This is a genomic window from Methylotenera sp. N17 (genome assembly GCF_000799155.1).
GTDB lineage: Bacteria > Pseudomonadota > Gammaproteobacteria > Burkholderiales > Methylophilaceae > Methylophilus.
Genome location: NZ_JUGE01000001.1, coordinates 2,477,286 through 2,502,891 on the forward strand (window position 1 = coordinate 2,477,286; position 25,606 = coordinate 2,502,891).

Here is a 25,606-nt window from a genome sequence, read left to right on the forward strand (position 1 = left end):
AAAGATGATGCATGCGTTGGTTATCATTCCGTTGCATCAGAAATTTGTTCGGCTAACAATCTAGTACGTACAAAGTTAATATGTCCGCGCAATCCATAAAACATATCGGCAAACGCTGCAGGTATTTTTATTTTACTTAACTTTGCTTCTAGCTCATCCAGATGACTCATGATTTCTTGACGTTTATTCACATCAAGTGTTGACCCAAATGCATCTTTCTCTAGCTCAAGCAGCGCTTTATAGAAAGGGTAAATAGAGAGTTGGATTTTCCAACGATAGATACTCGGCGCCAATTTTACTGCGGGTATCAATATCAACAATAATGGCACCAAAACGACCAGAATTCTGTTGATAAAACTGGCCATCCAAAACGGAAAGTCTCGATATAGAAAGCTTTTGCCCGATTTGTAATAGCGGGTCGCGTCTGGGCTGATTCGGTATTCCTGCGTGTTGAGATTAGGGAATTCACCGCTTTTAACAAACAGACTAGCAGAGCCATGCACCTCATTTGCCACATCTAGCAATAAATCAGATAGCGCCGGATGCAAGGTATCGCGCGCGATGAGTTCGACACTCGGTGCAATCAAGTTTAAATCATTGACGGGTATATTTTTGCCGAGATCAATAGACCCTTCAGGCAACACCAATTTATGCAGATATTTAATGCGTCTGGTGTAACCATCTGCCTGATTAAAATTAAAGATATTGATACCTGGTGTTTTAACCAAGTCTTTAATCAATTGCAGTGATACAGAGTCGCCCATCACGAAGATGGCATCGATCTTGTTCTGCAATAAGTCTTCTACTGGATTAAGGCTTGGCTTTTCTATTAACTGGGTGCGGCCGCCTGGCAATATCCCGTTTTCTTTCAACAAATTTAATGCCAAAGAGCGTGTACCACTACCGGGTTCGCCAATATTCAATCGTTCACCGGCAAAATCCGCAATCAAGCTTTTACTTTCGCCGCGATAAAAAATCATCATGGGTTGATAAGCAACACTGCCCAGCGACATGAGTTTGTCGACTTTCACATTGCCGACAACACCACTTTGTACGAAACCAATATCAACCTTGACGCGCTTGTCGGCCAACTTATTGAGATTATCGATAGACCCGTTGGATGGCAGTATGGTGAGTTTTACGCCTTCTCTTGCCAGAATAGCTTTGTATTTCAAAGCATTTTTCTGAAAAATGCTACCTTCTTCACCGGATGTAATTGTTAATGTTGTGGGTGCGGCTGAATTGAAAAATAAAAATAATGCCAGAGAAACAATTGCAAAAATCCCCAGCATCCAAGCCAGAAACAGAATGATGCTACCACCATAGATCGCAGCCAATTTTGCCCATATTTTTTTGAAGTGCGCTTTTAATTCAATCATAGTTGATAAGACACCATACACAGTGATTGATTACCATCTAGTTTTAATTTAAATAACATGAATAACGAAGTCAGCAAAAAATTCTCCAGAAACATCTAATTAGATGTCTGACAATACAGATTAGCAAAGTTTCTGACTACTCTTTTAATACACGCTTGTGTAGCAATGCTTCAAAGTCTGCGGCGGGTAACGGCTTAGAGAATAGGTAGCCTTGCGCATAGTCACACCCAATTTGGATTAATAAATCACGTTGTTGCTCTGTTTCTACGCCCTCTGCAATGACTTTGATATTGAGCCTGTGTGCCATGACGACAATGGCTTCACATAATGCAAACTCGGTAGTATCTAAGGACAAATTGCGGGTAAAAGAGCGATCAATTTTGATGTAATCCACATCAAACTTTTTGAGATAAGACAATGAGGAATAACCGGTGCCAAAATCATCAATCGCCATTTGAAGGCCAGCATCACGAAAAGCCATCAATTTGTCCGGGACGTCGCCCACCACATCCATTAACAGGCCTTCTGTGATTTCAATCACCATATTATGGGCGGGTAAGTTGATTTCCTGAAGTAGTGTAATCCAGTTGTGAATGACTTCATCGTTACTTTTGAACTGAATGGGAGATTTGTTCACAGCAATCTGGAAATCTATCCCCAGTAACGTTTTGATATGGCCGGCTTGTTTTGCGGCCTCTACAAACACCCAGTTGCCAATTTCATGGATAGTGCCGTTATCTTCAGCGATGGGAATAAAAATTTCTGGGCTTACAAGACCTAGTTCGGGATGTTGCCATCGTAGCAAGGCTTCTGCTTTGTGAATGTGCCCTGTGTTGAGTTCGACAATAGGTTGGTAATGCACGATAAATTGCTGCGTGTATAACGCTTGGCGCAGGTCGTTAGATAAGCGGATTCGGTAATCAGATTCTTGCTGCATGTGTTTAGTAAAAAAACGGTAACAGCCGCGACCAGCATTTTTTGCAACATACATGGCTTGATCGGCCACTTTGAGAAGTTCAATGGTGTTCTTCGCATCTTGCGGATAAAACGCAATGCCAATGCTGGCGGAGACAAAAGCTTCATGTGTATCTAGATGAAAGGACTCGGACAAGCGGTCAATGATTCTTTGAGCGGTGTGTGCAATCGTCAGGTTATCTTTCATATCCCCCAAGATAATAGTGAACTCGTCACCGCCAAGACGCGCAACAGTATCAGACTCGCGCACGCAAGATTTGATACGCGCCGCGGCTTCAATCAGTAGCGAATCCCCCATATTGTGTCCGAGCGTATCGTTGACTTCTTTAAAGCGGTCTAAGTCAATAAACAAGAGCGTCGTCGAGTTGAATTCTCGCTGAGATTTTTTAATGGCTTGTTCAAGCCGGTCATTAAACAAACGGCGATTAGGTAGCTTGGTGAGTTGATCATAATTGGCCTGTTTTAAAATCAACTCTTCCGCTTTTTTAATGGCAGAGATATCTGAAAACAAAGCCACTCGTCGATGCACGGAACCATCATTGTGATAAGAGGTATTGATGGTCAACCATTCTGGAAAAACCTCTCCACTTTTACGTTTGTTCCAAACCTCACCTTGCCATTGACCAGTCGATCGGATTGAATCTGACATGGCTCTGTAAAAATCTGCACTATGGTAATCCGATTGCAAAATGACATAGGTTTTACCTTCTATTTCGTTAAGTTCATAGCCTGTCATTTTGGTAAAAGCGGGGTTGATGGCAAGCAGTTGACCTTTCTCATCGGTCACTGCCATTGCCTCGCTACTGTTTTTGTAAACTAAGCCTGCCAGTTTGAGCTCTTCTTCGGCAAGTTTTCGGTCGCCAATGTCTTGTACTGCACTAATAAAGTACAGCGGCACACCCTTATTGTTGCGCAATAGTTGTACGGAGAGGTTGACCCAAACAATACTGCCATCTTTATGAATATAGCGTTTTTCGGTGACATATTTGTCATCGTCGCCGTTGAGCAAGCGCTCAATACTCAGCATGTCTGCAGGCAAATCTTCGGGTAATGTGATTTGTTGAAATGTAAAATGCTGTGCTAGCACCTCTTCTTGCGAATAACCAATAATCCGGCAGTATTCTCGATTGATTTGTAAAAAGTGACCGGTGATAGCCACTTGTGCAATGCCTACGGCTGCATTCTCAAACACGGCATGAAACAAAGTCTCGTTATCGCGCAAAGCATCGCGTGCTTTGTCTCTTTGTCTAAAAGCAAGGCTGGATTCATAGATATTTTCTAAGCTTAATTGAATGCTGTCACGAAACCGTTCCATTAAATCCATGGTTTTTTTGTTGTAAGCATTTTCTTTTTTATCGAGTATGCAGATCGTGCCGAACACATCTCCGCTGGGCCAACTGAGAGGAAGCCCATAGTAAGAGATCATCCCCAGTGTCACATCCGGATTGCTTACCCATTCTGGATCTGTAAGCGCATTGGGCACAAGCAGTTTGTGCTGAGTACTAATAACGGTTTCACAATAAAGCCCGGTATTGAGGCTGGCTTTTTCACCACAATGGTATGCGTTATCTTTGCTATGGCTGGAGACAAATACTTCAATTTCCGTATCGTGTACGCGCATGATCAATGCGGCTGGAATGTTGCTGATATTCGCCAGCAAATCGGCTGTGATTTGCCAGCTTTCCAGTACATCTTCAGGGACTTCAATATCATCTAAAATCGGAAATTTTGCTGGATGAGATGCAGGATCCATCATTTGACTTGCCCCCGATTTGAATGGCGATGTTATGAATTATGTTCTCTACATTACGCCTATTCAATAATGGGCACTAGGTGCGTGCTTGGGCCAACTCAAGCATTTAACAAAAATTTACCATCTCTTGTAAGTGGCTGTCACAAAGAGAAGCGGCGCGTATTTTCATTGTGTAAACAGCGGCTTATCTACTAAAGAATCTCCATTTTTAACCGTAGCTAGTAACATAAACGAGAATTACTTAGGGAATGGCAATTGAAGATAGCTACTGAACCAATGGCGCTGGATACAGAAATCGTAGAGATGCTGTATTCAAACAATCGAAGATCACTGATGGCAGCATGTGTGGTCATGATTGCATTGGTATTCATACAATATGATCTGATTCAATTGAACATATTAGCCATGTGGGCGGCAGCTTTTCTATTGGCTTACGGTGCACGTGCTTACATCACCTATCAATATTATCAAGACCGTAAAAGAGAGCATCATATCCAAAAATGGCTTAGCCGCTTTAGAGTAAATTCTGGGTTATGTGGAGCGATTTGGGGATTGGCGGGCATATTGCTTTTTCCTGTATCGGATACCGCACATCAAGCATTTTTGATTTTTGCATTGGTGGGCGTTGCAGGCGCAGGCATCGTCGTGTATTCGGTAGATAGTGTTTCCTCCAATCTGTTTATTGGCGGGCTATTAGCGTTAATGATCCCTCGTTTTTTAATTCATGGCAGCCAACTCTCTGTCGCGCTTGCAATCTTGTTCATTGTCTATGTAGTTTACGTCACCATTGCGGGGCGTAGCCTTGCCAAAAGTCTGCGCGAAAATATTACGTTACGCATTGCTTCCAACTTGGACAATAAAAAAGTGCATCAGCTGGCGTATTATGATTTTTTAACCAACTTACCTAATAGAAGATTGCTTGCAGACCGCTTGAACCAAGCGTTTGTGAGGTGTGCACGTAGCAAAGCCTATGGCGCAGTATTGTCTTTGGATTTAAATAATTTTAAAGGCTTGAACGACAGCAAAGGGCATTTGGCCGGAGATGAACTACTGCAGCAAGTGGCATACCGGTTGCAACATGCTTTGCGTAAAAAAGATACGATTGCTAGAGCAGGAGGTGATGAATTTATCGCCGTGCTGGATGATTTGGGCCGTGATAAAGAGCATGCGATCAGCGCAGCGCAAGCAACCGCAGAAAAACTCATGCAGGCATTTGCGCAGCCGTTTCAATTAAAAAACTGTAAATATCGCACCATCCCCAGCATCGGTATTTGCATATTTTATGGGGATGAGTCTAACGAAGCCGAAGTGCTCAGACGTGCAGATATCGCTATGTATCAAGCCAAGAAATCCGAAAAACTCAACAGCGTGCAGGTGTATGACGAAGCACAGCATCCGGCTATTGAATTACGCGCTACGTTAGAAAACGATTTGGCGTTTGCACTACAGGCCAATCAATTTTTACTCTACTACCAATTACAGGTAGACCAAGCCCAGCAACCGATTGGGGCTGAGGTGCTGCTACGCTGGCAACACCCAAACTTAGGTATGGTGCCGCCTAATCAATTTATCCCTATCGCAGAAGAGTCCGGAGTGATTGTATCCATCGGTAACTGGGTGTTGATGCAAGCGTGTTTGCAACTCAAGGCTTGGGAAAAAATACCGACAATGAACACGTTGAAACTATCTGTGAACGTGAGTGCATTGCAATTTAGCCAACCCGACTTTGTGGAAACCGTGACCCATACGGTGCAAGCCAGCGGGTGTAACCCAACATACTTAAAGCTAGAGTTAACGGAAAGCTTGATCGTCAAAAACATTGACGATGTGATCGACAAAATTAAGGTGCTGAAGAAACTAGGCATCACATTCTCGTTAGATGATTTTGGCATTGGCCAATCGTCGCTGTCGGTCTTAAAACGGTTGCCACTGGATGAGCTTAAAATTGATAAAAGTTTTATTAACGATATTTTGCATAACAATTACGATACTTTTATTGTAGAAACCATCATCAATATGGGTAAAAATCTAGGGCATCACGTGATTGCAGAAGGTGTTGAGCTTAGACAACAAAAAAGCCTATTAGAAAAATTAGGATGCAATGCCTATCAAGGGTTTTTGTTTTGCAAACCAATACCCTTGAGTGAGTTGGAGGCAAAGTTACTCCGACTTAGCACGCTTAAACCAGCGTAAAGCTGTCATGCTTATCAAAGCTTTTTACTGTGTAAGTCGGTGGTAATAAAGGGTTGAATCAAAATAATCAGACTGAAATAACGCACCATAAAAGCCCTGAAGGGCTTTTTTGTTTTATGATGTCCTTCAACATCACGCAACATTGATTTAGGCCATTATGGATTCCTCTGATTTTTTAGTACAAGCCACCATTTATCTTTCATCTGCCATTCTGCTGGTGCCCATTTTTAAACGTCTGGGCTTGGGTTCTGTGTTGGGCTATCTATTGGCTGGTATTTTAATTGGGCCATATGCGCTCAAGCTGATTGCGGATTCAGAACATGTGTTGCACTTTGCAGAGTTTGGCGTGGTGTTGATGCTGTTTTTGGTGGGCTTGGAGCTGGAATCTCAAAAAATATGGGAGCTGCGCAAAATCTTGTTCGGCTTAGGCGGGCTGCAAGTCACGCTCACCATCTTGTTGGTCACGCAGATTGCACACCTGATGGGCTTGGCATGGCCAGTCGCGTTGGTGATTGGCATGGGCGTGGCCATGTCCTCCACCGCCATTGGTCTCACTACGTTGATTGAGAAGAAGCAGCTGGAGACTGCGGGTGGACAGGCTTCATTTGCAACCCTGTTATTTCAAGATTTATCCGTCATCCCGCTCTTTATGTTGCTTGCGGTGATTGCACCTAGCAGCACGAAGGAAGGGTTTGATTTCATGGCTGTGGTCAAAGCCATTGCCGTGATTGTCGCTATTATTTTCGCCAGCAGAATCTTGTTACGCCCAGTCATGAGAGTCATCGCACAAACCGGTATCCGGGAGATTTTTGTCGCCTTTTCATTACTGCTCGTCATTGGCGTTTCACTCGCCATGGAATCGGTAGGTTTATCCATGGCGCTAGGTACATTTTTAGCGGGTGTGTTGCTTGCCGACTCTGAATACCGCTACGAACTCAGGCTAGATATTGAGCCAGTAAAAGGTTTGTTATTAGGGCTATTTTTTATTGCCGTCGGCATGTCGGTGGATCTATCGCTGCTGACCAACTCGCCCTGGTTGATTTTCGGGTTTGCATTCCTGCTGGTCGTCACAAAAGCGCTTATCTTGATGGGTTTGGGCTATTTGTTTAAATACCCGTTTAGAGATAACTTGCTATATGGTGTGATGCTCTCGCAAATTGGTGAATTTGCCTTTGTGATTTTTGGCATTGCGCTTACACAACAAAGTATTTCGCGTGAGCTGTATAACATCCTCAATGCCATCGTTGCGGTTTCCATGCTCATTACCCCTTTGCTGGTGCTGCTGTACGACCGTGTGGTGAACATGCAGTGCAGCGAGCGACCCAAAGATACCATCACGGAAAATTCTGAGGTGATTATTGCCGGGTTTGGTCGATTTGGCCAAATTGTGGGGCGCGTATTATTAGCCAAAGGCATCAACGCTACGTTGATTGACAATGATCCAAATCAAGTCGATTTAATGCGTCAATTTGGCTGGCGTTGTTACTATGGTGATGCTTCAAGATTGGATTTGTTAGAAGAGGCTGGCATTGCCAAAGCTAAGCTGCTGGTGATTGCCGTGAATGATTCTACGGCCGCATTGGAAATGGCTAAGTTGGTGAAAGCGCGTTGGCCAGAACTTGCCATTGTGGCACGTGCGCGCAGTAGAACTGATGCATTTGATTTACGTGATGTAGGCTTGCAACCGATTCGAGAAACGTTCTATTCATCGTTAGAAGCTGCACGCCAAGCATTAATCGCCATTGGTGAGACAGCCGGCTCTGCCAGTAAAGCCATTAAGCGCTTTGAGGCGCATGATATAGAGCAGCTAGAAGCCACACGGAAAATCAGGCATGACATGACGGCTGTGTTGAGCCTGTCGCAACAAGGGCGTCAGGACCTTAAAACTTTATTTGAGTTAGAGCAGGCGGAATACGAAGGTAAGCCGCCCACCACGCCTGCATAAGGTCTTATTTATCGGTCGCGTTTTCCACTTTGTCACCGGCTTGTTCTACCGCTTTGCTGGCATCATCGGTGGCGTCTTCAATTTTATCGCCTGCGTTTTCTACAGCATTATCAAGCTGCTCACCAGCACGTTCTGCCGGGCCTTTTTGCTCACATGCGCTTAATGCAAGCAGTGATAATAAAGCCGCCGCTGCTAATAAAGATTTATGTAATGTCATTTGTTGTACTCCCAAAATAAAGATAATAAACACCTACACTGTCAGTGTAGTAAAAAGATGCTGCTGCCAATAGTCTGGTTTGGCTGAATATGCTGTCAGTATTATCTGACAGCGCAAGCGATTAAATGGCTAATGGCATGCAAGGGTTTGGTTAAGGCGCAGCACACTTACAGATATTGTTGAAAAATGCGATAGAACTTTTCTTTTACTTTTTCCAATAACGGTCTTTTTCTAAACGTGGCCAAATCAATGCGCTTTACCTTTTGGATATCTTGGTTAAATTTTTGTTTAAGTGCTGTTGCCGTATCGGTGCCCAATATGACGACGTCGATTTCTTGGTTTGAAGCTGCACTCCGGTAATCAAAATTGGAGCTGCCCACGACAGACCATACACCATCTATGGTCACGGTTTTGGCGTGCAGGACTTCGGTATCGCTTTCAAAAATATGAATATTATTTTCTAGTAAATCTTCATAGTGGGAATGTTGCACCCGCATGGCAACGGCTGAATCACTGACGCCGGGTAGCAATAAGTTGACATCCACCCCGCGCTTAGCTGCCTTGATCAGCATTTTTTTCTGATCAGACGTGGGTACAAAATAGGCAGAGCTTAGAAAAATCTCTTTTTCTGCTTGTTGAATGGCAGATACCAGCGTGGCGTAATACAAGGGCAAGCCTTTAGTCGGCGCGCTACCAATCACCCTGACCAGCTCTTTACCTTTATTGTCGATAACAGGGTAGAAGTGTGACTGATCAATGGACTGTTTTGAGTCCCAATGTGCAACGAACAGTTTTTGTACTTCTGCCACTGCTGGGCCTTGTATCACCATATTGGTGTCTTTCCAATGCGCTTGCTGTACATCGGTGATGGATTTTTCCCGCATGCCCAAATTAGATTTACTTTGGTATGTGCTGCTTAAATTAACGCCGCCCACAATGGCCAGTTTCCCATCGGACACTAGAATCTTTCTATGATCACGTTGATTGATTTTAGATACATTTTCGATATCAAATGGATGAAATTCATGAATTTTAACGCCATGATCTTTTAACTCTTTAAAGAGTTCTGGTGGTGTAGTGACCGAACCAAATGCATCGTAAATCACACACACTTGCACGCCTTGCGCAGCTTTTTTGATCAGCAAGGTTTTCAGGTCTGTTTCCTTGAATTGAATATTTTCAAAAATAAAATATTCCAAATTAATTTGATATTTAGCATTGTTGATTGCACGGTAAATAGCATTGAAGGTTTGTTCGCCATCAAATACCAAATCCACTTGATTGCCTGCAACCAGCGGGCTGCTTGCAATGGTTTGCTCAATGGCCAAATGTTTTTTGAGTAAATCTTCTGTGTTTGTTTTGGTTGCAATGTTGTCGATGATTTTTTCTGCTTTTTTATCAGACACCGTCTGGTTGTTTGCTTGGATTTCAACGGTATCGGTTTGGGCATGTGCATCCTGAATCATTTTAGGTGCATCCGGCACTGACACACAGCCAGCGCAGCACATATATGCAATCCACACGCACGCGTTCAAAAAAGTAAGTGGTTTCATCATGGCAACCTTCTATGGTTTAACTCTTGTATGGTTTAACTGCGTGATGGACGATGTCATATATTAATAGGTAAGTAAAAGGGTTTTTTTATAGGTGAGATGATAAGGGGTATGTGGCTGCGGTTTTAGTGGAGTATGGCTGAATAGCTTGTAGGCGCTATCTGACTGTAACCCACATTGATAGATTACATTTTTGACAGTAATGTGAAAAGTTCACATATGATGCTAACAACATAAAGTGAGTCCCATCCTATGCCCTCTATTGATCAGCACAAACATGAAATGCCGAACAGTTATACGGCGCTTCTGATGGCTATTAAACATATTCCGCAAGCCTTTACAGCCAACAGAAAACTCATTGGATGGAGTTTGGTGCCACCTTTTATGGTGTTGTTGTTGGCGGTGTTGATTAATGTCTTTAGAGGCATCACGATTGGCTACCTGACACGTGACCCCAACGCGATTGGCGGTAATACTTACTATGCAGGATTTATTTCACAGCTAGGCATTTTCTTTTGGGCCGGTACCGCAGCTATCTGCTGGTTTACCTACTGGCTACTTAAACAAACAAAGACAGCATCAGGCAACTTAGTATTCATCGCTTGTGCTGGCGCATTAACGCTATTGTTAGGCTTTGACGATGTGTTTCAATTACATGAAGGCTTTTTCCCCTATATCGGCGTATCGGAGAACGTCGTGCTAGCCAGCTATTTGGTCGTGATGATGTGTTTTCTTATTCGATTCCAGCACGTCATTTTGCGTTCAAATTATGTGTTGTTTGGTATCGCGCTGAGCTTTTTTGCGCTTTCGATGGTGGTGGATGTGTTCTCTTTGTTTGCACCAATCCGCCATCTACTGGAAGATGGTTTTAAGCTATTTGGTATTGTGACTTGGTCAGCCTATTTTGCTGAAATATGTTGGATTGAATTAAGCGGCGTGAAAGCGTCATGACACCAGCAAGTTTTCCTCAATCAGACGATCAAAATGCGCTTCTGGTAATGGCTTGCTAAAGTAGTAGCCTTGCACTTCATCGCAACCTACTGATTTCACAAAGTCGAATTGAAACTCGGTCTCAACACCCTCAGCCACCACGCGCAGCCCCAAGCTTTGTCCTAAAATAATAATCGCTTTGAGGATCGCCATATTATTGGCATCTTCTTCAATCGCGTGTACAAAAGCACGGTCTACTTTCAGTTGGTCGATAGGGAAATCTTTGAGGTAGGACAAGCTGGAATAGCCGGTGCCAAAATCATCCAGAGATAATTTCACGCCAATTGCTTTGAGCTGTTGCAGCGTCTCAATAAACTTGGGCGTATCTTCAATCATGATGTTTTCAGTGATTTCCAGCTCTAATAATTCTGGTTTGAGATCACTCAGAATCAGCGCATCCTGCACAATTTCCACAAAATTGGGTTGGCGGAATTGTTTGGGTGATACATTAATGGCAATCGGGATGGCCTTGCCGGTGATCTGTTGCAGCTGTTTTGCTTTTTTGCACGCGGTGTTAAGTACCCATTGCCCGATTTTGACAATGAGCCCAGTTTCTTCGGCAACTTGTATAAACGTCAGTGGATAAATCGTCTCATAATCACTGGGTTGCCAGCGGATTAACGCTTCTGCACCACTGATTTGACCGGTACTCAGATTGAACTTAGGTTGGTAGTGCAATACAAATTCTTTGTGCTCAATGGCGCGCCTAAGTTTGTATTCCAAATTAAAGCGGTCGGTGAGCTTTTCGTTCAACTCCGGCGTAAAAAACTGAAAATTATTGCGGCCGGTATGTTTGGCTTTAAACATGGCCGAATCCGCATTTTTTAATAGCGTATCCGGGTCTTTGCCGTCATCTGGGTACACGCTAATGCCCATGCTGCAGGTGATGCTGAAATTGAAATCATTGATATTGAGCGGAGCAGACATATGATTGAGCAGCCTGCCTAGGCTTAACTCAATGTCTTGGCGGGTTTGTACGTTTGGGATCAAAATCACAAACTCATCACCCCCCAGCCTTACCACGGTATCAATATCACGCACATTATTAGAAATGCGCTTGGAGACAGACACCAACAGCTGATCGCCCACGGAGTGGCCCATGCTGTCATTAATCAATTTGAATTGATCCAGATCGACAAACACAATAGCCAGCTTGGTGTTGTAACGGCTGGCAAAGTTAATAGATTGCTGTAAACGGTCGTTTAAAATATAGCGGTTAGGCAAACCCGTTAAGTTATCGTGCGTGGCTTGATATTCAATTTCCACCGCGTGATTTTTGAGCTCGGTAATGTCTTCAACGGTACCTTCGTAATAAATCGGCTGATTGTCTTTATCGTACACAAGGCGTGCGTTTTCCGAGATCCAAATGATGCTTTTATCTTTTCTATAAATTTGCGATTGGAAATTATGGACTTTGCCTTTGGTGGTGATTTCTTTGACGAACTCATCACGTCGTGTGGGGAGCACGTAAAGTTGGTGCTGTATGTTATTCAGCGCACTAATCAGTGCTGCGCTGGACTCGTATCCATAAATGGCGGCCAGTGCGGGGTTCGCCACCAAGTACTGTCCATCTAAGGTGCTTTGGAAAATGCCTTCAATGGCGTTTTCAAAAATCGAGCGGTAACGCGATTCTGCTTTTTTAAGCGAGGCTTCCACGTTTTTGCGGTCGGAAATGTCTTGTATATAGCCCTCAAGCGCCTGTACCTGGCCATGGTCATCGTAGACCGGGTAGCCACGCTCGCTCACCCAAATCACACTACCATTGGCGTGATGAATAGGATATTCAATCTCAAACGAGGTGTTTGTTTCAACCGCTTTAGCAATTTCTACGCGCACATAGCTACGGTATTCCGGCGCAATCACTTCTTCATAAGAGATGTTTTGATTATGAATCAATTGATCTGGCGAATAGCCAGTGAGCCCTTCACAGCCATTGCTGATGTACAACATTGTCCAATGCTCGTCATAAATGTTGCAATAGACCATGCCTTTTAAGTTGTCGACAAGGTTGTTGAGCATTTGCTGACGGTTATGCACAAAAGGCGTTGCTGGGCGCGCTTGAATGTTGGGTTGAGTAGAAATAACAATATCCTTAAATACCAAACGTACAAATCATAAGTACGTAAACCAAATTTTGAGTAAGCACTTTTCATGCCTAATTAAATGGTAATGAAAATACAGTGTGTTAGCGCGGTTAGTTGAGAGTTGGCTTAAGATTTTTAGGTGGTTAAATAACAAAAAATCCTGTGCATATCTGGTGCAATAGGGTGTGAGCTCGCACCAAAAAGACTCAGGAAAAGCGATTTTTTCTATGAAACCAATCTTAAACAGCTATTTTGGGCTGGCGTATATTTTGCTGATAGTTATTTTATCCATACATATTTTACCCGCTATTTATTCAACGGAAACTTCATGACGCAAATCAACAGTAACCAAACAGAAAACTTTCTCCCTTACATGCGCGATGTGGTGAGATGCGAGCAGTCTTTACATGAACTCAATTTAATGTGGCGCATTATTGAGTCTTCCGCAAAAATGAATTGCAGTGAAGAGGCCAAAAGTATTTTGCCCACGATGGCAGAAACTAGGCTGGGATTTAATCGGTTGGAACGTGAGTTAGTCTTAAGTCTGGTGAGCGAAAAAGTATCGACGGTGCTAGAGGAAATTGGTACCAAAGCCCATTACGTGATTGATATTCTCGTGAGGAATTTATACGAACGAACCGCGGATGTTGGGTTTTTAGCCACAGACAATGAGCTATGTGCGTTTGTTGCTGGTCTGCAAGGCAATCAAGATGCAACGCGATTGAGATTACGCGCCTATGCAAGTAAATATACCGTCTATGACGAGATTATATTGTTGGATACCGACGGCAATGTGCTTGTACAGATTAACAATGAAACGCCGATTGAAGGCAGTACCGACCCACTGATTAAAGCGACACTTGAAACAGAGGGCTATGTGGAAACGTACCGTGCCACTGATTTGCGGCCCAACAAAGACAAAGCGCTGATTTACTCCAAGCGCATGCATCACCCAGAAACCGGTGCAGTGATTGGTGTGCTGTGCTTGTGCTTTAATTTCACGCAAGAAATGGCCGGTATTTTTCAGTCGCATGGCGATCCTACAGGCCGTTCGGTGATGCTATTGGTGGATGCCCACAATACTGTGATTGAGTCGAGCAACCATCGGTGGATTGCCAAAGGCAGTGAGATTACGAGCTGTGACCATCAGCAAGGGGCTATTGTTGTCTATTGTGGCCGCCAGTACCTAGCGTGCTGTTTCTACGCAGAGCAATATCAAGGCTACCAAGGGCCGCCCGGCTGGCGGGGCATGGTGATGTCACCTATTGATATCGCATTTACCTCGCAAGAGACGGAAGCGTTAACAGGCTTAAACCCTATTATTGCAGAGGGTTTGTTATCGCACGCCAAATCATTTTGTCCGCCATTGTATGAAATTATCAATGCGGCAGAGGCCATTAAACGCGTGGTATGGAACGGACAAGTCACCACGGCAGGCCAGGGTGAAGAGTCTTCCAGATTAAAGACCATTTTGGATCAAATTAGCGAGACCGGTGTGAGAAGCAATGAGTTGTTCTCGCAATCCATTAACGAGCTTTATGAAACGGTATTGGCTTCTAAGTTACAAGAGTCGGAGTTCGTGTCTACATTGCTGGTGGATCTGCTGGATCGTAACTTATATGAGCGATCGAATGATTGCCGCTGGTGGGCGCTGACGCCAGAGTTAAAAACTGCACTTTCTTCTGAGCAGATCAATCCCGCCGAAGTAGAAAAAATCACAGACATATTGGAATACATTAACCAGCTGTACACCGTGTACACCAGAATATTTGTCTACGATAAGACCGGTACCATTATTGCCAGCACAGGCAAAGCAAAAGAACATAAGTTGGTAGTTGGCACAACAATAGACGAGCACACATTAGACAATGTGCTGATGCTACGACAAGAACAACAATATGTGGTGACTGCGTTTGAAGCATCGGACTTATACAACCAAGCGCCCACCTATGTGTATCACGCAGCCATTCGTGCGCCAGAAAATACTGCGGTGGTGGGCGGGATTGGCATTGTATTTGATTCCACGCCAGAGCTATTGGCAATGCTGAATTCTGGCTTTAAAAGCAGCGATGTAGTCAGGGGCTTTTACGTCGATAGCACTGGAAAAATTATTTCGAGCACAGATCCGACGCGCCCCGTCGGCAGTCAATTGGCGATGGCACCCGAACTGTTAGCACTCAAAAATGGTGAGAGTGCTTCTAAAATCATTGTGCATGACGATCACTATGCCATCATGGGATGTAGCGTTTCCAATGGATACCGAGAATTCAAAGTATCGGATGGCTATCAAGAAGATGTCATCGCCGTGGTGATTTATATGCTGGGAGAGGAAAAAGAATTTAACGAGCAGCATGCCGGGCTCATCATTCAAGGCGCAGCCTCTAAAAACCAAACCATGGAATTTGCCATCTTTACGGTAGATGGCAGCTTATTTGCATTAGAAGTGGAATATGTATTAGAGGCCATCGCCGCGTCAGAAATATCGATGGTGTCACTGGGTGCAAGTGTAGAGCGTGTAGGCCTGTTGCCCACAGATACACAATCGGAAAGCAGTTATGTATGGGTCTATGATTTGGGCTATTTACTGACAGGGGTGCCAACGCAAATTAGCACGGCCAGCCAAGTGGTGGTGGTGAAGTTTGAAGGTCAGAAAATTGGCTTGTTGGTAAATGCTTTAAACTCAGTCACTGCGTTTGATATGAGCCAAATCTCTACTTCACCGCTTATTGCCGATGGTAAGCAAGTATTGATTAAAAAGATCATTCAAGCCAATCAAGGCAATGTGCTGATTCAATGGTTGGATATGCGTGTGCTGTATACATTTTTAAGAAACCATGTCGTCAGCACGGCTGTTGAATCAAGCGATTAAACAGACTGAACCATAGCTAAGCAAAAAGGCGCAAATTGCGCCTTTTTTTGTTGCCATTACTTGATAAGCTTTGCTGCGGTAATAAGCAAAACACCAATTACCGCGCACACTAATAACAATGTCCAAATGCCCCCTGCACCTAAAAAATCCATATTAACCCTCCTAAACAGTCTGTTTGACAAGCTAATAATTGTTTCTACTGCGCTTTAAGCATAGCACTAAGTGGTTGTTGCGCAAATCATTTTCTAGCTTTGTGTGGCATGAGGTAACGTTAAATTGAGCGCGTTTTATCCCTCTTATTCATCAATGATTTACCCTCAAGTTTTTTGATAATGCTATAAGCGCAGGTTTGCCTGCCATTTGCTAACCACAAAACTAACCATAAGCAAGGCTGTTGATGATTACCACACAAGAGCAACCCATGACATCCAATACGATGACGCCACACACGCTGACAAATCAGCCGATGGCTGTTGCAGGCAAATCAAAAGGTATACCTTCTCCTGTGGTATTGAATCAGCTCATTCAGCACTTTAATCAAGGCGCGCAGGCAGAAGCGCAAACCTTGGCGTTAGCGCTGACACAAGAATATCCCAAGCATGGCATGGCCTGGAAAATATTAGGGGTGATATATCAACAAGTGTCGCAATTAGAGGCTGCCGAGCAAGCCTTGAAACATGCAGCGGAATTGTTGCCTAAAGACCCAGAAGCACAATACAACTATGCCAATTGCTTATACGATCTCCGTAAATTGCAAAGCGCACAAAGTTATTATCAAAAGGCCATCAAGCTGGCACCACAATTTGTACAGGCACTGTTTAACTTGGCCGATGTGCAAAAAGAACTCAAACAATGGGCGTTGGCAGAAGCCAATTACCGCAAAGCGTTTCACTTAGCGCCGCAACATGTACACATGCATTTTAATTTTGGTGTGGTGCTGCAAGAGCAGAGCAAGCACAAAGAAGCCATTAAACAATATGAAAAAGCACTGTATGCCGATGCTGACAATGCGTCGATTCACCTCAATTTAGGCGCTGCCTACAAGGCGCTGGGTGAACTAGCGCTAGCTGAGCAACATTACCGCACGGCCATCCGTTGTAATCCAGCCCATGTCGGTGCGCATAATAACTTGGGCATTGTGCTCAAAGCATTAGAACGTAATGACGAAGCGGAACAAGCCTATTTACAAGCCATTGCCATCGATGAAAGCTATTTACCTGCCTATAAGAATTTAGGCATGTTGTACAAAGAAACCGGCCAAGTGCAAGCCGCAGAACATTGCTATATCAAGGCCTTGAGTTTAGAGCCACCTACCGCAGAAACACTCAACAATATGGGTGTAGTGATGATGAACCAAGGGCGTTATGCAGAGGCTGAGGAAGCGGTGCGTAAGGCATTGGATTTAGCGCCAAAGCTGGGTGATGCTTGGAATAATTTAGGCCTCATTCTACAAGCCAAAATGGTCAATGTGGAAGCCGAACAAGCCTTTGAACAAGCTTTAAAATTTCAACCGAATGATGCAAGAACGCTGAGTAATTATAGTGTGACGCTCAAGCTGTTAGGCAAGCTTAGCCAGGCAGAGGCATGCTTGAAAAAAGCGATTAGTAAAGACCCTCATTATGCCGATGCCTATTTGAATTTAGGCAATATTTATCTCGATCAAGGCATGATTGCAGAAGCCATTGCCAGCACGCAGCGCGTATTAGCGATTGCGCCAAACAATGTGAGTGGACATGACAACTTGTTGTTTGCCATGACGTACAGTGATGACTTTATGCCAGAAGCGCGTCTAGAAATTGCGCATCAGTATGGTCAGCTAACTAAATCGCTGGCACATACCCCTTATGCACAATGGAATGTCAGTGCGCAAGACCAGCGTTTACGGGTGGGCTTGGTATCGGGCGATTTGCGCCAACACCCTGTGGCCTACTTTTTAAAAGCGTGGCTAGCCCATGTAGACCCCAACAAAATCGAGTTGTTTGCCTATTCTACGGATGGGCGTGAAGATGCCACTACCGCCACACTCAGACCGCATTTTGCACATTGGCAATCGTTGGCTGGTCACAATGATCAAGCAGCTGCAGCCATGATTCATGCCGATCAATTGCATATTTTATTGGATTTATCTGGCCATACCGGCGGTAATAAATTGCCATTATTTGCTTGGCAACCAGCACCAGTGCAAGCCAGTTGGCTAGGGTATTGGGCCACCACAGGCATTGAAGCCATGGATTATGTGCTGGTGGACGCAGTGGGTGTACCCACCGAACATCAAGCCCAGTTTACGGAAACGATTCAATACTTGCCGGATACGCGTATGTGTTTTACCGCCCCGGAACAAGCGCCAGAAGTGGCAGTATTGCCAGCATTGCACAATGGCTATACCACCTTTGGTTGTTTTCAAAACATGACGAAAGTGAGTGACGACGTATTAAAAGTGTGGGCAGAGATAATGCAAGCCTTGCCTACGGCCAAACTGCGTTGGCAATCCAAATCATTTGCCGATGCGCACATTGTGGCTGCCGTGCACAAACGCTTACAACAATGTGGCATTGCACCAGCACGCGTGACTTTACTGGGTAAAGTGAGTCGCCAAGACTATTTGGCCGGTTATGCGGATGTTGATATGGTGCTCGATAGCTTTCCATTCACCGGTGGCACCACCACGTGTGAGGCTTTGTGGATGGGTGTGCCTACACTGACATTAGCGGGCAGTACTTTAATTGCCAGACAAGGCGCGAGCATGATGAGCGCGGCAGGTTTGGTGGATTGGGTGGTGAACACGCCAGCGCAGTATGTACAGCAAGCATTACACCTTGCAAACGATACCAGCAAATTAACTCAACTTCGAGCAGGGTTGAGGGCGCAGGTGCAGCGTTCCCCTCTCATGGATGGCCAACGTTTTGCCCACCAGATGGAGACACTACTGCGTGGCATGTGGGAGAGCAAAGCGCCGCAGTTGGCAAAATCTGCACAGATTAGTCATGTGGCTAGCGCAGCTGCACAAGATAATAAGCAAGCACTTACTTCTAATGTACAGCTTACTGTGGAAGTGATCAGCGCAACGCGCATGACAGAACAAGCATTTTGGCAAGCGTCAGCGCTTGGGCAATCACTCAAAACACATATGGCCAATGACAGCCGCATTGCTGTACGTGTGGCGTATGAAAATAGCCGTGGCCTACCAGAGATTTTTAACACATGCATTGCACAAGCGGACGATGATGCCGTATTGGTATTTGTGCATGACGATGTCTGGCTAGATCAGCCAGATTTTGTGGATGCTGTACTGGCAGGGCTCAATCAGTTTGACGTGATTGGCGTGGCAGGTAATAAACGTAGATTACCCAAACAGCCGGCATGGCCGTTTATCAATACCCAGTTTGTATGGGATGACAGCAAATACTTAAGCGGTAAAGTTGGGCATGGTCAGCATACCAATGGTGAAGTTTCAGATTACGGAGTGGTCCCTGCAGCTTGCGAGTTGATGGATGGTGTATTTTTTGCCACCAAAAAAGCAACGTTAGCTAAACACCAAGTCGCGTTCGATACGCAGTTCGATTTCCATTTTTATGATTTAGATTTTTGCAGAAGCGCACGCAATGCAGGCATGACCTTAGGCACTTGGCATATCCAACTTACCCATCAAAGTGGCGGTGCGTTTGGTAGTGAATCTTGGCAACGCCATTACCAAGGCTACTTACAAAAATGGCAAGAGCAGGATTTGCCGGACAATGATGTGGCTGCAGCATTGGATATTCACACGTTTGAATTGACGACCGTGGATGACACGGTGAAAGCATTCAAGGCAACGCAGCTTTACCCAGCGGCGGAATACACCACGCAGATTATCCCTATATTTGGTAAACCTAGCCCCAATTCGTTGGTGCAGTCTACCCACGTGTTGCAACACCCACCCATTTATATGGCAGAAGTCACTAACTTTAAAGTGATTGGCAGTGCCGCGTTTCCAATTGTGCAAGATAAGTGCATCAAACCGCAGTACTTTACGCCAGAGACTTGGGAAACCGCAGAGCAAGGCTTGGGCTATTGCAGTGTGCGTACCGATATCAATTTAGTGGGTTATGCCAACTTGGGTGAGCTTGTTGACCATGATTGCAAAGTGATTAGTTTAATTGGCAATGGCGCTATTAATTATGCGCATTGGCTGACCGAATTTTTGCCACAGATCGTCGTATTGAAAAATGCAGGGGTCGATCTCAGCCAATACCAGATATTGGTGGATGCACAATCTTATCCAAGCCAATTGGAATCATTGTATTTGTTAGGCATCAGCCCTGAACAACTTATCATGGTGGCGCCATTTTCATTGCATCACTTTCCACAAGCGATGTGGTTGAGCCCGATTGCCAATGTGGTGTTTCAACGTCCCGAAGCGTCTCAGGGGGTGGGCAAAGACATAACTTCAGCACCAGACCGCGCGATTTATCATCCGGCTGCTTTATTGGCATTACGCAACGCCATGCTGGATAAAGTGAGCACTGAATTACGCGCTACTCAAGCAGAAAAAATATTCATTCGGCGTACACGCGGCAATACTATTAATGCACGCTTGCTGGTGAATGAACAAGCAATAGAAGCATTATTGGTCGCCAATGGTTTTGTGGGTATTGACCCTAGTACATTAGGGTTTTTAGAGCAAGTTACCACATTTAGTAATGCCAAATATATTGTGGCGGCCTCTGGTGCAGCCATTTTGAATATGTTGTGGGCACCGGCCGATGCGCACGTCTTGGTGATGATGAACGACACACGCTATGCCAACTACTGGTACTTTGGCAATGTGGCCTCGCCGATTGGGCAAACACTTACGTATATTTTGGGTGAAACCTTAGAGGCGCAATTGGACGCCGATGTTGTCCACTCTAATTTTAAGATAGACCCGCAAGCCGTGCTGGATGCATTGCAATACAGAGGTCTTACCGATGTCGTCCACCCAGCACAATCGCTACACGATGCGTTGCAAGAAGTATTGGATTTGGCGATAGAGCAACAAAACGCTGGTGATCTGGTGATGGCAGAGCAGCTGTATCAAGAAGTATTAAACGTACAACCGCATCATGCGGAAGCCAATCACCATCTGGCGATCATCGAAACGCATACTGAACGTTTAGTAGAAGCTATTCCTAGATTTGAATTAGCGATTGCGGCAAACCCGGCGCATGAGCAATATTGGGTGAGCTACGTCGATGCATTGATGCTGGCAGGCAATGTGGATAAAGCCGTCAAGACTTTAGAAATTGGTCAGCAGTTTGGATTAAGTGCTGAGACAGCACAGCAACTGGCCGCAGAATTTGTTGCACAGTTAGAAGCACAACCACCGCAAAATGATGTCGTTTCTGGCGGGCAAGCAAAACCGATATTAGCGACCTTAGTCCCGGCTTATAAACATGCGTTTATTCCACAGCTACTAGTCAGTTTAGCCACGCAAAGCTACCCGGCTGGCCAAATCATTATTTCGGATGACAGTCCTAATGGCGAAGTCAGTCAAGTGATTGCAGACCCGGCACTTGCGCATATCGTAGAAAAATTAGACATCACCATTATTCCAGGGCCTAAGCAAGGCACCATGTCTAACGTGGTGCATTTGCTAGAGCACTGGCAACAATCTAGCCAGTTAGTACATATTTTGTTTGATGATGACATTTTGTACCCAACGTTTTATGCGGAGCATGTGCAAGCGCACACGCAAGAGGCTATTGGTGCATCGGTTAGCTATCGCTGGTTTACCAATGAGCTAGGGCAGCCTTATGCCGCCAGCGCAGTACCCGCTTTTGTACAGCAAAGTACCAATCAAATTGATTTCATTGGCGCAGACCAATTGTTTGCATCCGTGGTGCCGACATGCGATAACTGGTTAGGTGAGTTCTCGAATACCGTATTTAGTGCCGATGCCGTACAACTATACAAACGCTCTCGCCTGAAAGACATTGCCTATTACGGTTTGGGCGATGTGGGTTTGCTATTGGAAATCTCGCTACATACTAAAGTAGCCGTGATTAAAAATTACCTAGGTGGTTTTAGGCAAAATGCGCAACAAAACACCGTCAATTATGATTCACCCGTGTTCAAGTGTGGCACCGTGGCTTGGGTGGCGCTGGCGCTGGCTTCTTACAAGCTAGGCAAAATCAGCGCGCAACAATTGCAACAGTCAGTGCAGTTGATTCAAGGTGCGGTCAATGCACGTTTCCAGCAATCTGCAGACATGCAGGGCTTTATCCAACTGTTTAATACCCATGCGCCAGACAGTGCAGCATTTGAGCAAAATTTCTTGCCGTTATGGCAACAATTGTTAGCATGCAAAGATTGGCTGCATGCACAACAGATAGGGCAATTTGCATGAGCTTTACATTCAAACCTTACCGCCCCGAAGACTTAGAGACCTGGAATCGTTTCAACCAAGCCAGCCGTAACGGTACGTTTTTGTTCGACCGCGGCTATATGGATTACCACGCAGACCGCTTTACTGATGCCTCTTTAATGATTGAAAAAGAAGGGCAGTTGGTCGCTATGCTGCCTGCCAGTCGCGATGGCGATACCGTGGTATCGCACGGCGGGCTGACATTTGGCGGACTTATGTTGGCGGATAAAACTGGCGCGGCGGATGTGAAAACCATCTTCGAGCAACTGAAAAATTGGCTCATTGCCGCCGGTGTGCGTAAATTGATTTATAAACCAGTCCCGCATATTTACCACCGCGTGCCTAGCGAAGAGGATTTATACGCATTACACCGCCTAGGTGCTAAAACCACGCGGGTGGATGTATCAACCACCATCCAGCAATCTGTACGTTTGCCATTGGCCAAAGGTAGAAAACACGCCATAGGCAAAGCCAAAAAAGCGGGTATTACCGTACAAAAAAGTGAGGATTACGCTAGTTTTTGGCAAATGCTCACACAGAATCTGGAAGACCGGCATGCGGTAAAACCTACGCACAGCTTGCAAGAAATGCAGCTGTTGGCGTCACGTTTTCCTCAAATTCAATTGTATTTGGCTTACCTTGCTGACCAGCCGGTAGCAGGCGTAGTGGTGTACGACTATGCCGAAGTGACCCATACCCAATACATTGGCCTGACTGATGCGGCTCGCGAAACTGGCGCGTTGGATGCGTTGCTGGAACATTTGATTTCAGACGCCTTTGCCCATAAACCCTATTTTAATTTTGGCATTTCCACCTGTAACCGCGGCTTATCTTTCAATGAAGGCTTAGCGGCACAAAAAGAAATGTTTGGCGGCAGAACCACTATTTTGCAATGGCTAGAATTGGAGTTGGCATGAGTTTGACCACCAAACAACAAGAGATCGAGGCATACCAAAGCGCGTATTCCGCCAGCAATTTTGAGGTGATACAAGCGCAGTATCGCAAACGCTTATTGTTGGAGTTATTAGAGACACATCAACCCAAACGTATCTTAGAAGTGGGTTGCGGCTGGGATACCATTGCCAATAGCTGGCAGAGCTTTGAGCATTTATGCATTGTGGAGCCTGGTAGTGAGTTTGCCGAAAAAGCCAGACAAGACGTGGCGCAAAACAACAAGGTAAAACAAAACAATAAGGTAAAAATAGTACAGCACTTTTTGGAAGAGGCTACCGAGCAGTTGCAAGGTGATTACGATTTGATTTTACTCAGTAGCTTACTGCACGAAGTGCCCGATGTAGAAGCGCTGATGCTCAGTGCCAAAGCGCTGTGTTCTGCGCATACGCTGGTGCACGTGAATGTGCCGAATGCCAAATCCATGCACCGCCTATTGGCCTTAGAAATGGGCTTGATCGATACACTGTACGCGCTTTCAGAGTTGCAAAAAACCTTTAAACAACCCCGTATTTTTGATTTACAAAGTCTCAAGACATTGGCTGACCTCACTGGGTTTACAGTGGTGTCAGAAGGCTCGTTTTTTATGAAACCGTTTACCCATGCACAAATGCATACGCTGGCGCAAAGCGGTTTTGCCAACCAAGCCATGTTGGATGGCTTATGGGCATTAACCAAGCATTTTCCGGAAAATGGCTCCGAAATTTACATTAACCTTCAACGTAAGGAATCCTAATGATGACTAACCACACAGTAATTGTAGGCAATGCATTGGCCGGCATGATTGCCGCATTAGAGCTGGCAGAGCAGGGCAAACAAGTGACGCTGGTGAACCCGGGTGGCCCATTGGGTGGCTACTTTGCTGGTTTGCAGATTGATGGCGTGATGTTTGATGCCGGTTTGGTCAAGTTTGAGTTGGATGGCTACCTGAATCAAGCCAAATGGTCTGAGCTGGCAACCTACGATGCTACGGTACGCAACGATGTGGGCCGCTTTTTAAATATCGTGCATGAGTGGGCACTCAAGTACAGCACGCTCAATCAATTCAGCATGCCCAAAATGATGGTGGATGGCGCCGTGTACGACGACGTGATTTTGAGTAACGCTTACAACAGCTTTAGCCAGTTTCCTTTTGCAAAAGATTGTATTGCCGAATTACAGCAAGCGCAGCCGGAAGCCTCTATTCACGCGCGTCAAAAATCGAATGGCGATGCTTATGAAACGCTGGATTACGCCACGGCTTCCATCGCCAACCACGGCAAAACCATGCATGAAAAAATCATTGCGCCTTACTTGCTGAAAGCACAAGGCGTAACGGCAGATCGTATGCTGGCACGTTATCATCGTGTGGCATGGTTGCCCTTGTTTTATCCGGAAACCCTGTTGGAGAGCTACCAAGGTAAACCAGTGAACTTGGCACCTACCAAATTCCATTATCCAAAATTAAGCAGTGTGGGTGCGATTGTGACCCAAGTAAAAGCAGAAGTGCTGGCACACAAAAACATTCATTACGTGACGCAAGCCGTGCAACAAGTGACTAAAACAGAAACCGGCTGGCAAGTGCGTTGTGCTGACTCTGAACTCAATGCAACGGATTTGGTATGGACCTATCAGCCATCACAGCTATTGAAATGCTTAGGCTTGCAACCTACACCAGTGCAGGAAACAAAGTCTGCCATTGCCGTGTCATTCTTCCGCATTAAAAAAGCCGATATCCGCAATGTGTACACGCTACTCAATGTGGTGGACTTGAATTGCAGCTTATACCGCATCACCAACCAAACGGCGTGTGCAGAAGACCATGGCGACTTTATGAATATCGCGGCTGAATTTAATAGCGACTATTTCCGTAAGTTGTATGGTGATTCAACCGATGATGCATTCATCATTGAGAAACTATTGGCTGAGTTAGCGCATATGGGACTAATTGCAGCAGGTACCGTACCTGTCATCGCCGCCATCAAACGTATTCCCGGTGGCTTTTTGGTGCCGGATGCTGCAGCACGTGACGCTTGGGAGCACGACCAACGCACGATTATCCAGCACTACCCAGAGATTGCGTTGCTGGCCATGTCGAGTGGTTTCTTTGCCACTTCACTCAATGACCAAGTGGTGCAAGGCCTGCATTATGCTGCGACGAAACAGCATATCTTGCCAGTCGATATTTCTGAACAAGCATTGGCCATAAGTGCATAAATGCAAAAGCGAAATTTGACGGGATAAACGCCTTCTGATTACTAAAAAGTAGCGCTTGCACGTATGGCATGATGCAAACATAAGCCAAAGCCTATTGATATGTTGAGAAAGCGCGTTAC

13 protein-coding genes are annotated in these 25,606 nt (G+C 45.1%); 8 read left to right on the forward strand and 5 right to left on the reverse strand.

What is annotated here, in order from left to right; all coding sequences use genetic code 11:
* Positions 1 to 23: 23 nt before the first annotated feature.
* Both FG11_RS11815 and FG11_RS11820 read right to left on the reverse strand, forming a co-directional pair.
* Entirely contained in the window at positions 24 to 1,379 is a 1,356-nt protein-coding gene (locus tag FG11_RS11815) for a TAXI family TRAP transporter solute-binding subunit (RefSeq protein WP_047535271.1), read from the reverse strand.
* 136 nt (positions 1,380 to 1,515) lie between these two features.
* On the reverse strand, positions 1,516 to 4,110 hold the full coding sequence (locus FG11_RS11820) for an EAL domain-containing protein (protein WP_047535273.1): 2,595 nt from the start codon (positions 4,108 to 4,110) through the stop codon (positions 1,516 to 1,518).
* A gap of 252 nt (positions 4,111 to 4,362) precedes the next feature.
* Between FG11_RS11820 and FG11_RS11825 the strand changes: the two genes are divergently transcribed.
* Together FG11_RS11825 and FG11_RS11830 are read left to right on the forward strand one after the other, a co-directional pair.
* Complete coding sequence (locus tag FG11_RS11825; RefSeq protein WP_235276384.1) at positions 4,363 to 6,300, forward strand: putative bifunctional diguanylate cyclase/phosphodiesterase; 1,938 nt, start codon at positions 4,363 to 4,365, stop codon at positions 6,298 to 6,300.
* A 157-nt stretch (positions 6,301 to 6,457) separates the two neighbouring features.
* Positions 6,458 to 8,245 (forward strand): glutathione-regulated potassium-efflux system protein KefC, encoded by a 1,788-nt coding sequence (locus FG11_RS11830; protein ID WP_020183323.1) that lies wholly within the window; start codon positions 6,458 to 6,460, stop codon positions 8,243 to 8,245.
* A gap of 4 nt (positions 8,246 to 8,249) precedes the next feature.
* On the opposite strand, the gene FG11_RS11835 is transcribed toward FG11_RS11830, so the two are convergent.
* Positions 8,250 to 8,462: a hypothetical protein gene (locus FG11_RS11835; RefSeq protein ID WP_025223424.1), complete on the reverse strand. Its 213-nt coding sequence runs from the start codon at positions 8,460 to 8,462 to the stop codon at positions 8,250 to 8,252.
* A gap of 167 nt (positions 8,463 to 8,629) precedes the next feature.
* Positions 8,630 to 10,018, reverse strand: coding sequence for a phospholipase D-like domain-containing protein (locus tag FG11_RS11840; protein WP_047535278.1), 1,389 nt, complete (start codon positions 10,016 to 10,018; stop codon positions 8,630 to 8,632).
* Between the two features lie 306 nt (positions 10,019 to 10,324).
* Between FG11_RS11840 and FG11_RS11845 the strand changes: the two genes are divergently transcribed.
* Positions 10,325 to 10,966: a hypothetical protein gene (locus FG11_RS11845; protein WP_152604068.1), complete on the forward strand. Its 642-nt coding sequence runs from the start codon at positions 10,325 to 10,327 to the stop codon at positions 10,964 to 10,966.
* Here the strand turns inward: FG11_RS11845 and FG11_RS11850 are convergent.
* Positions 10,961 to 13,024, reverse strand: a complete 2,064-nt coding sequence (locus tag FG11_RS11850) for a bifunctional diguanylate cyclase/phosphodiesterase (protein WP_235276385.1) — start codon at positions 13,022 to 13,024, stop codon at positions 10,961 to 10,963. The genes FG11_RS11845 and FG11_RS11850 overlap by 6 nt on opposite strands.
* A 393-nt stretch (positions 13,025 to 13,417) precedes the next feature.
* Between FG11_RS11850 and FG11_RS11855 the strand changes: the two genes are divergently transcribed.
* From FG11_RS11855 to FG11_RS11875, 5 genes are all read left to right on the forward strand, one after another.
* On the forward strand, positions 13,418 to 15,958 hold the full coding sequence (locus FG11_RS11855; protein ID WP_047535284.1) for a chemotaxis protein CheW: 2,541 nt from the start codon (positions 13,418 to 13,420) through the stop codon (positions 15,956 to 15,958).
* Positions 15,959 to 16,355: 397 nt separating this feature from the next.
* Entirely contained in the window at positions 16,356 to 22,322 is a 5,967-nt protein-coding gene (locus FG11_RS13320) for a tetratricopeptide repeat protein (RefSeq protein ID WP_052185036.1), read from the forward strand.
* Complete coding sequence (locus FG11_RS11865; RefSeq protein ID WP_047535287.1) at positions 22,319 to 23,257, forward strand: GNAT family N-acetyltransferase; 939 nt, start codon at positions 22,319 to 22,321, stop codon at positions 23,255 to 23,257. The genes FG11_RS13320 and FG11_RS11865 overlap by 4 nt, the downstream gene beginning before the upstream one ends.
* The gene (locus FG11_RS11870; protein ID WP_047535290.1) at positions 23,254 to 24,027 is read left to right on the forward strand and encodes a class I SAM-dependent methyltransferase; all 774 of its coding nucleotides are present in this window, start codon (positions 23,254 to 23,256) and stop codon (positions 24,025 to 24,027) included. The genes FG11_RS11865 and FG11_RS11870 overlap by 4 nt, the downstream gene beginning before the upstream one ends.
* Complete coding sequence (locus tag FG11_RS11875) at positions 24,027 to 25,487, forward strand: FAD-binding protein (protein WP_047535292.1); 1,461 nt, start codon at positions 24,027 to 24,029, stop codon at positions 25,485 to 25,487. The genes FG11_RS11870 and FG11_RS11875 overlap by 1 nt, the downstream gene beginning before the upstream one ends.
* The last annotated feature ends 119 nt before the right edge of the window (positions 25,488 to 25,606 follow it).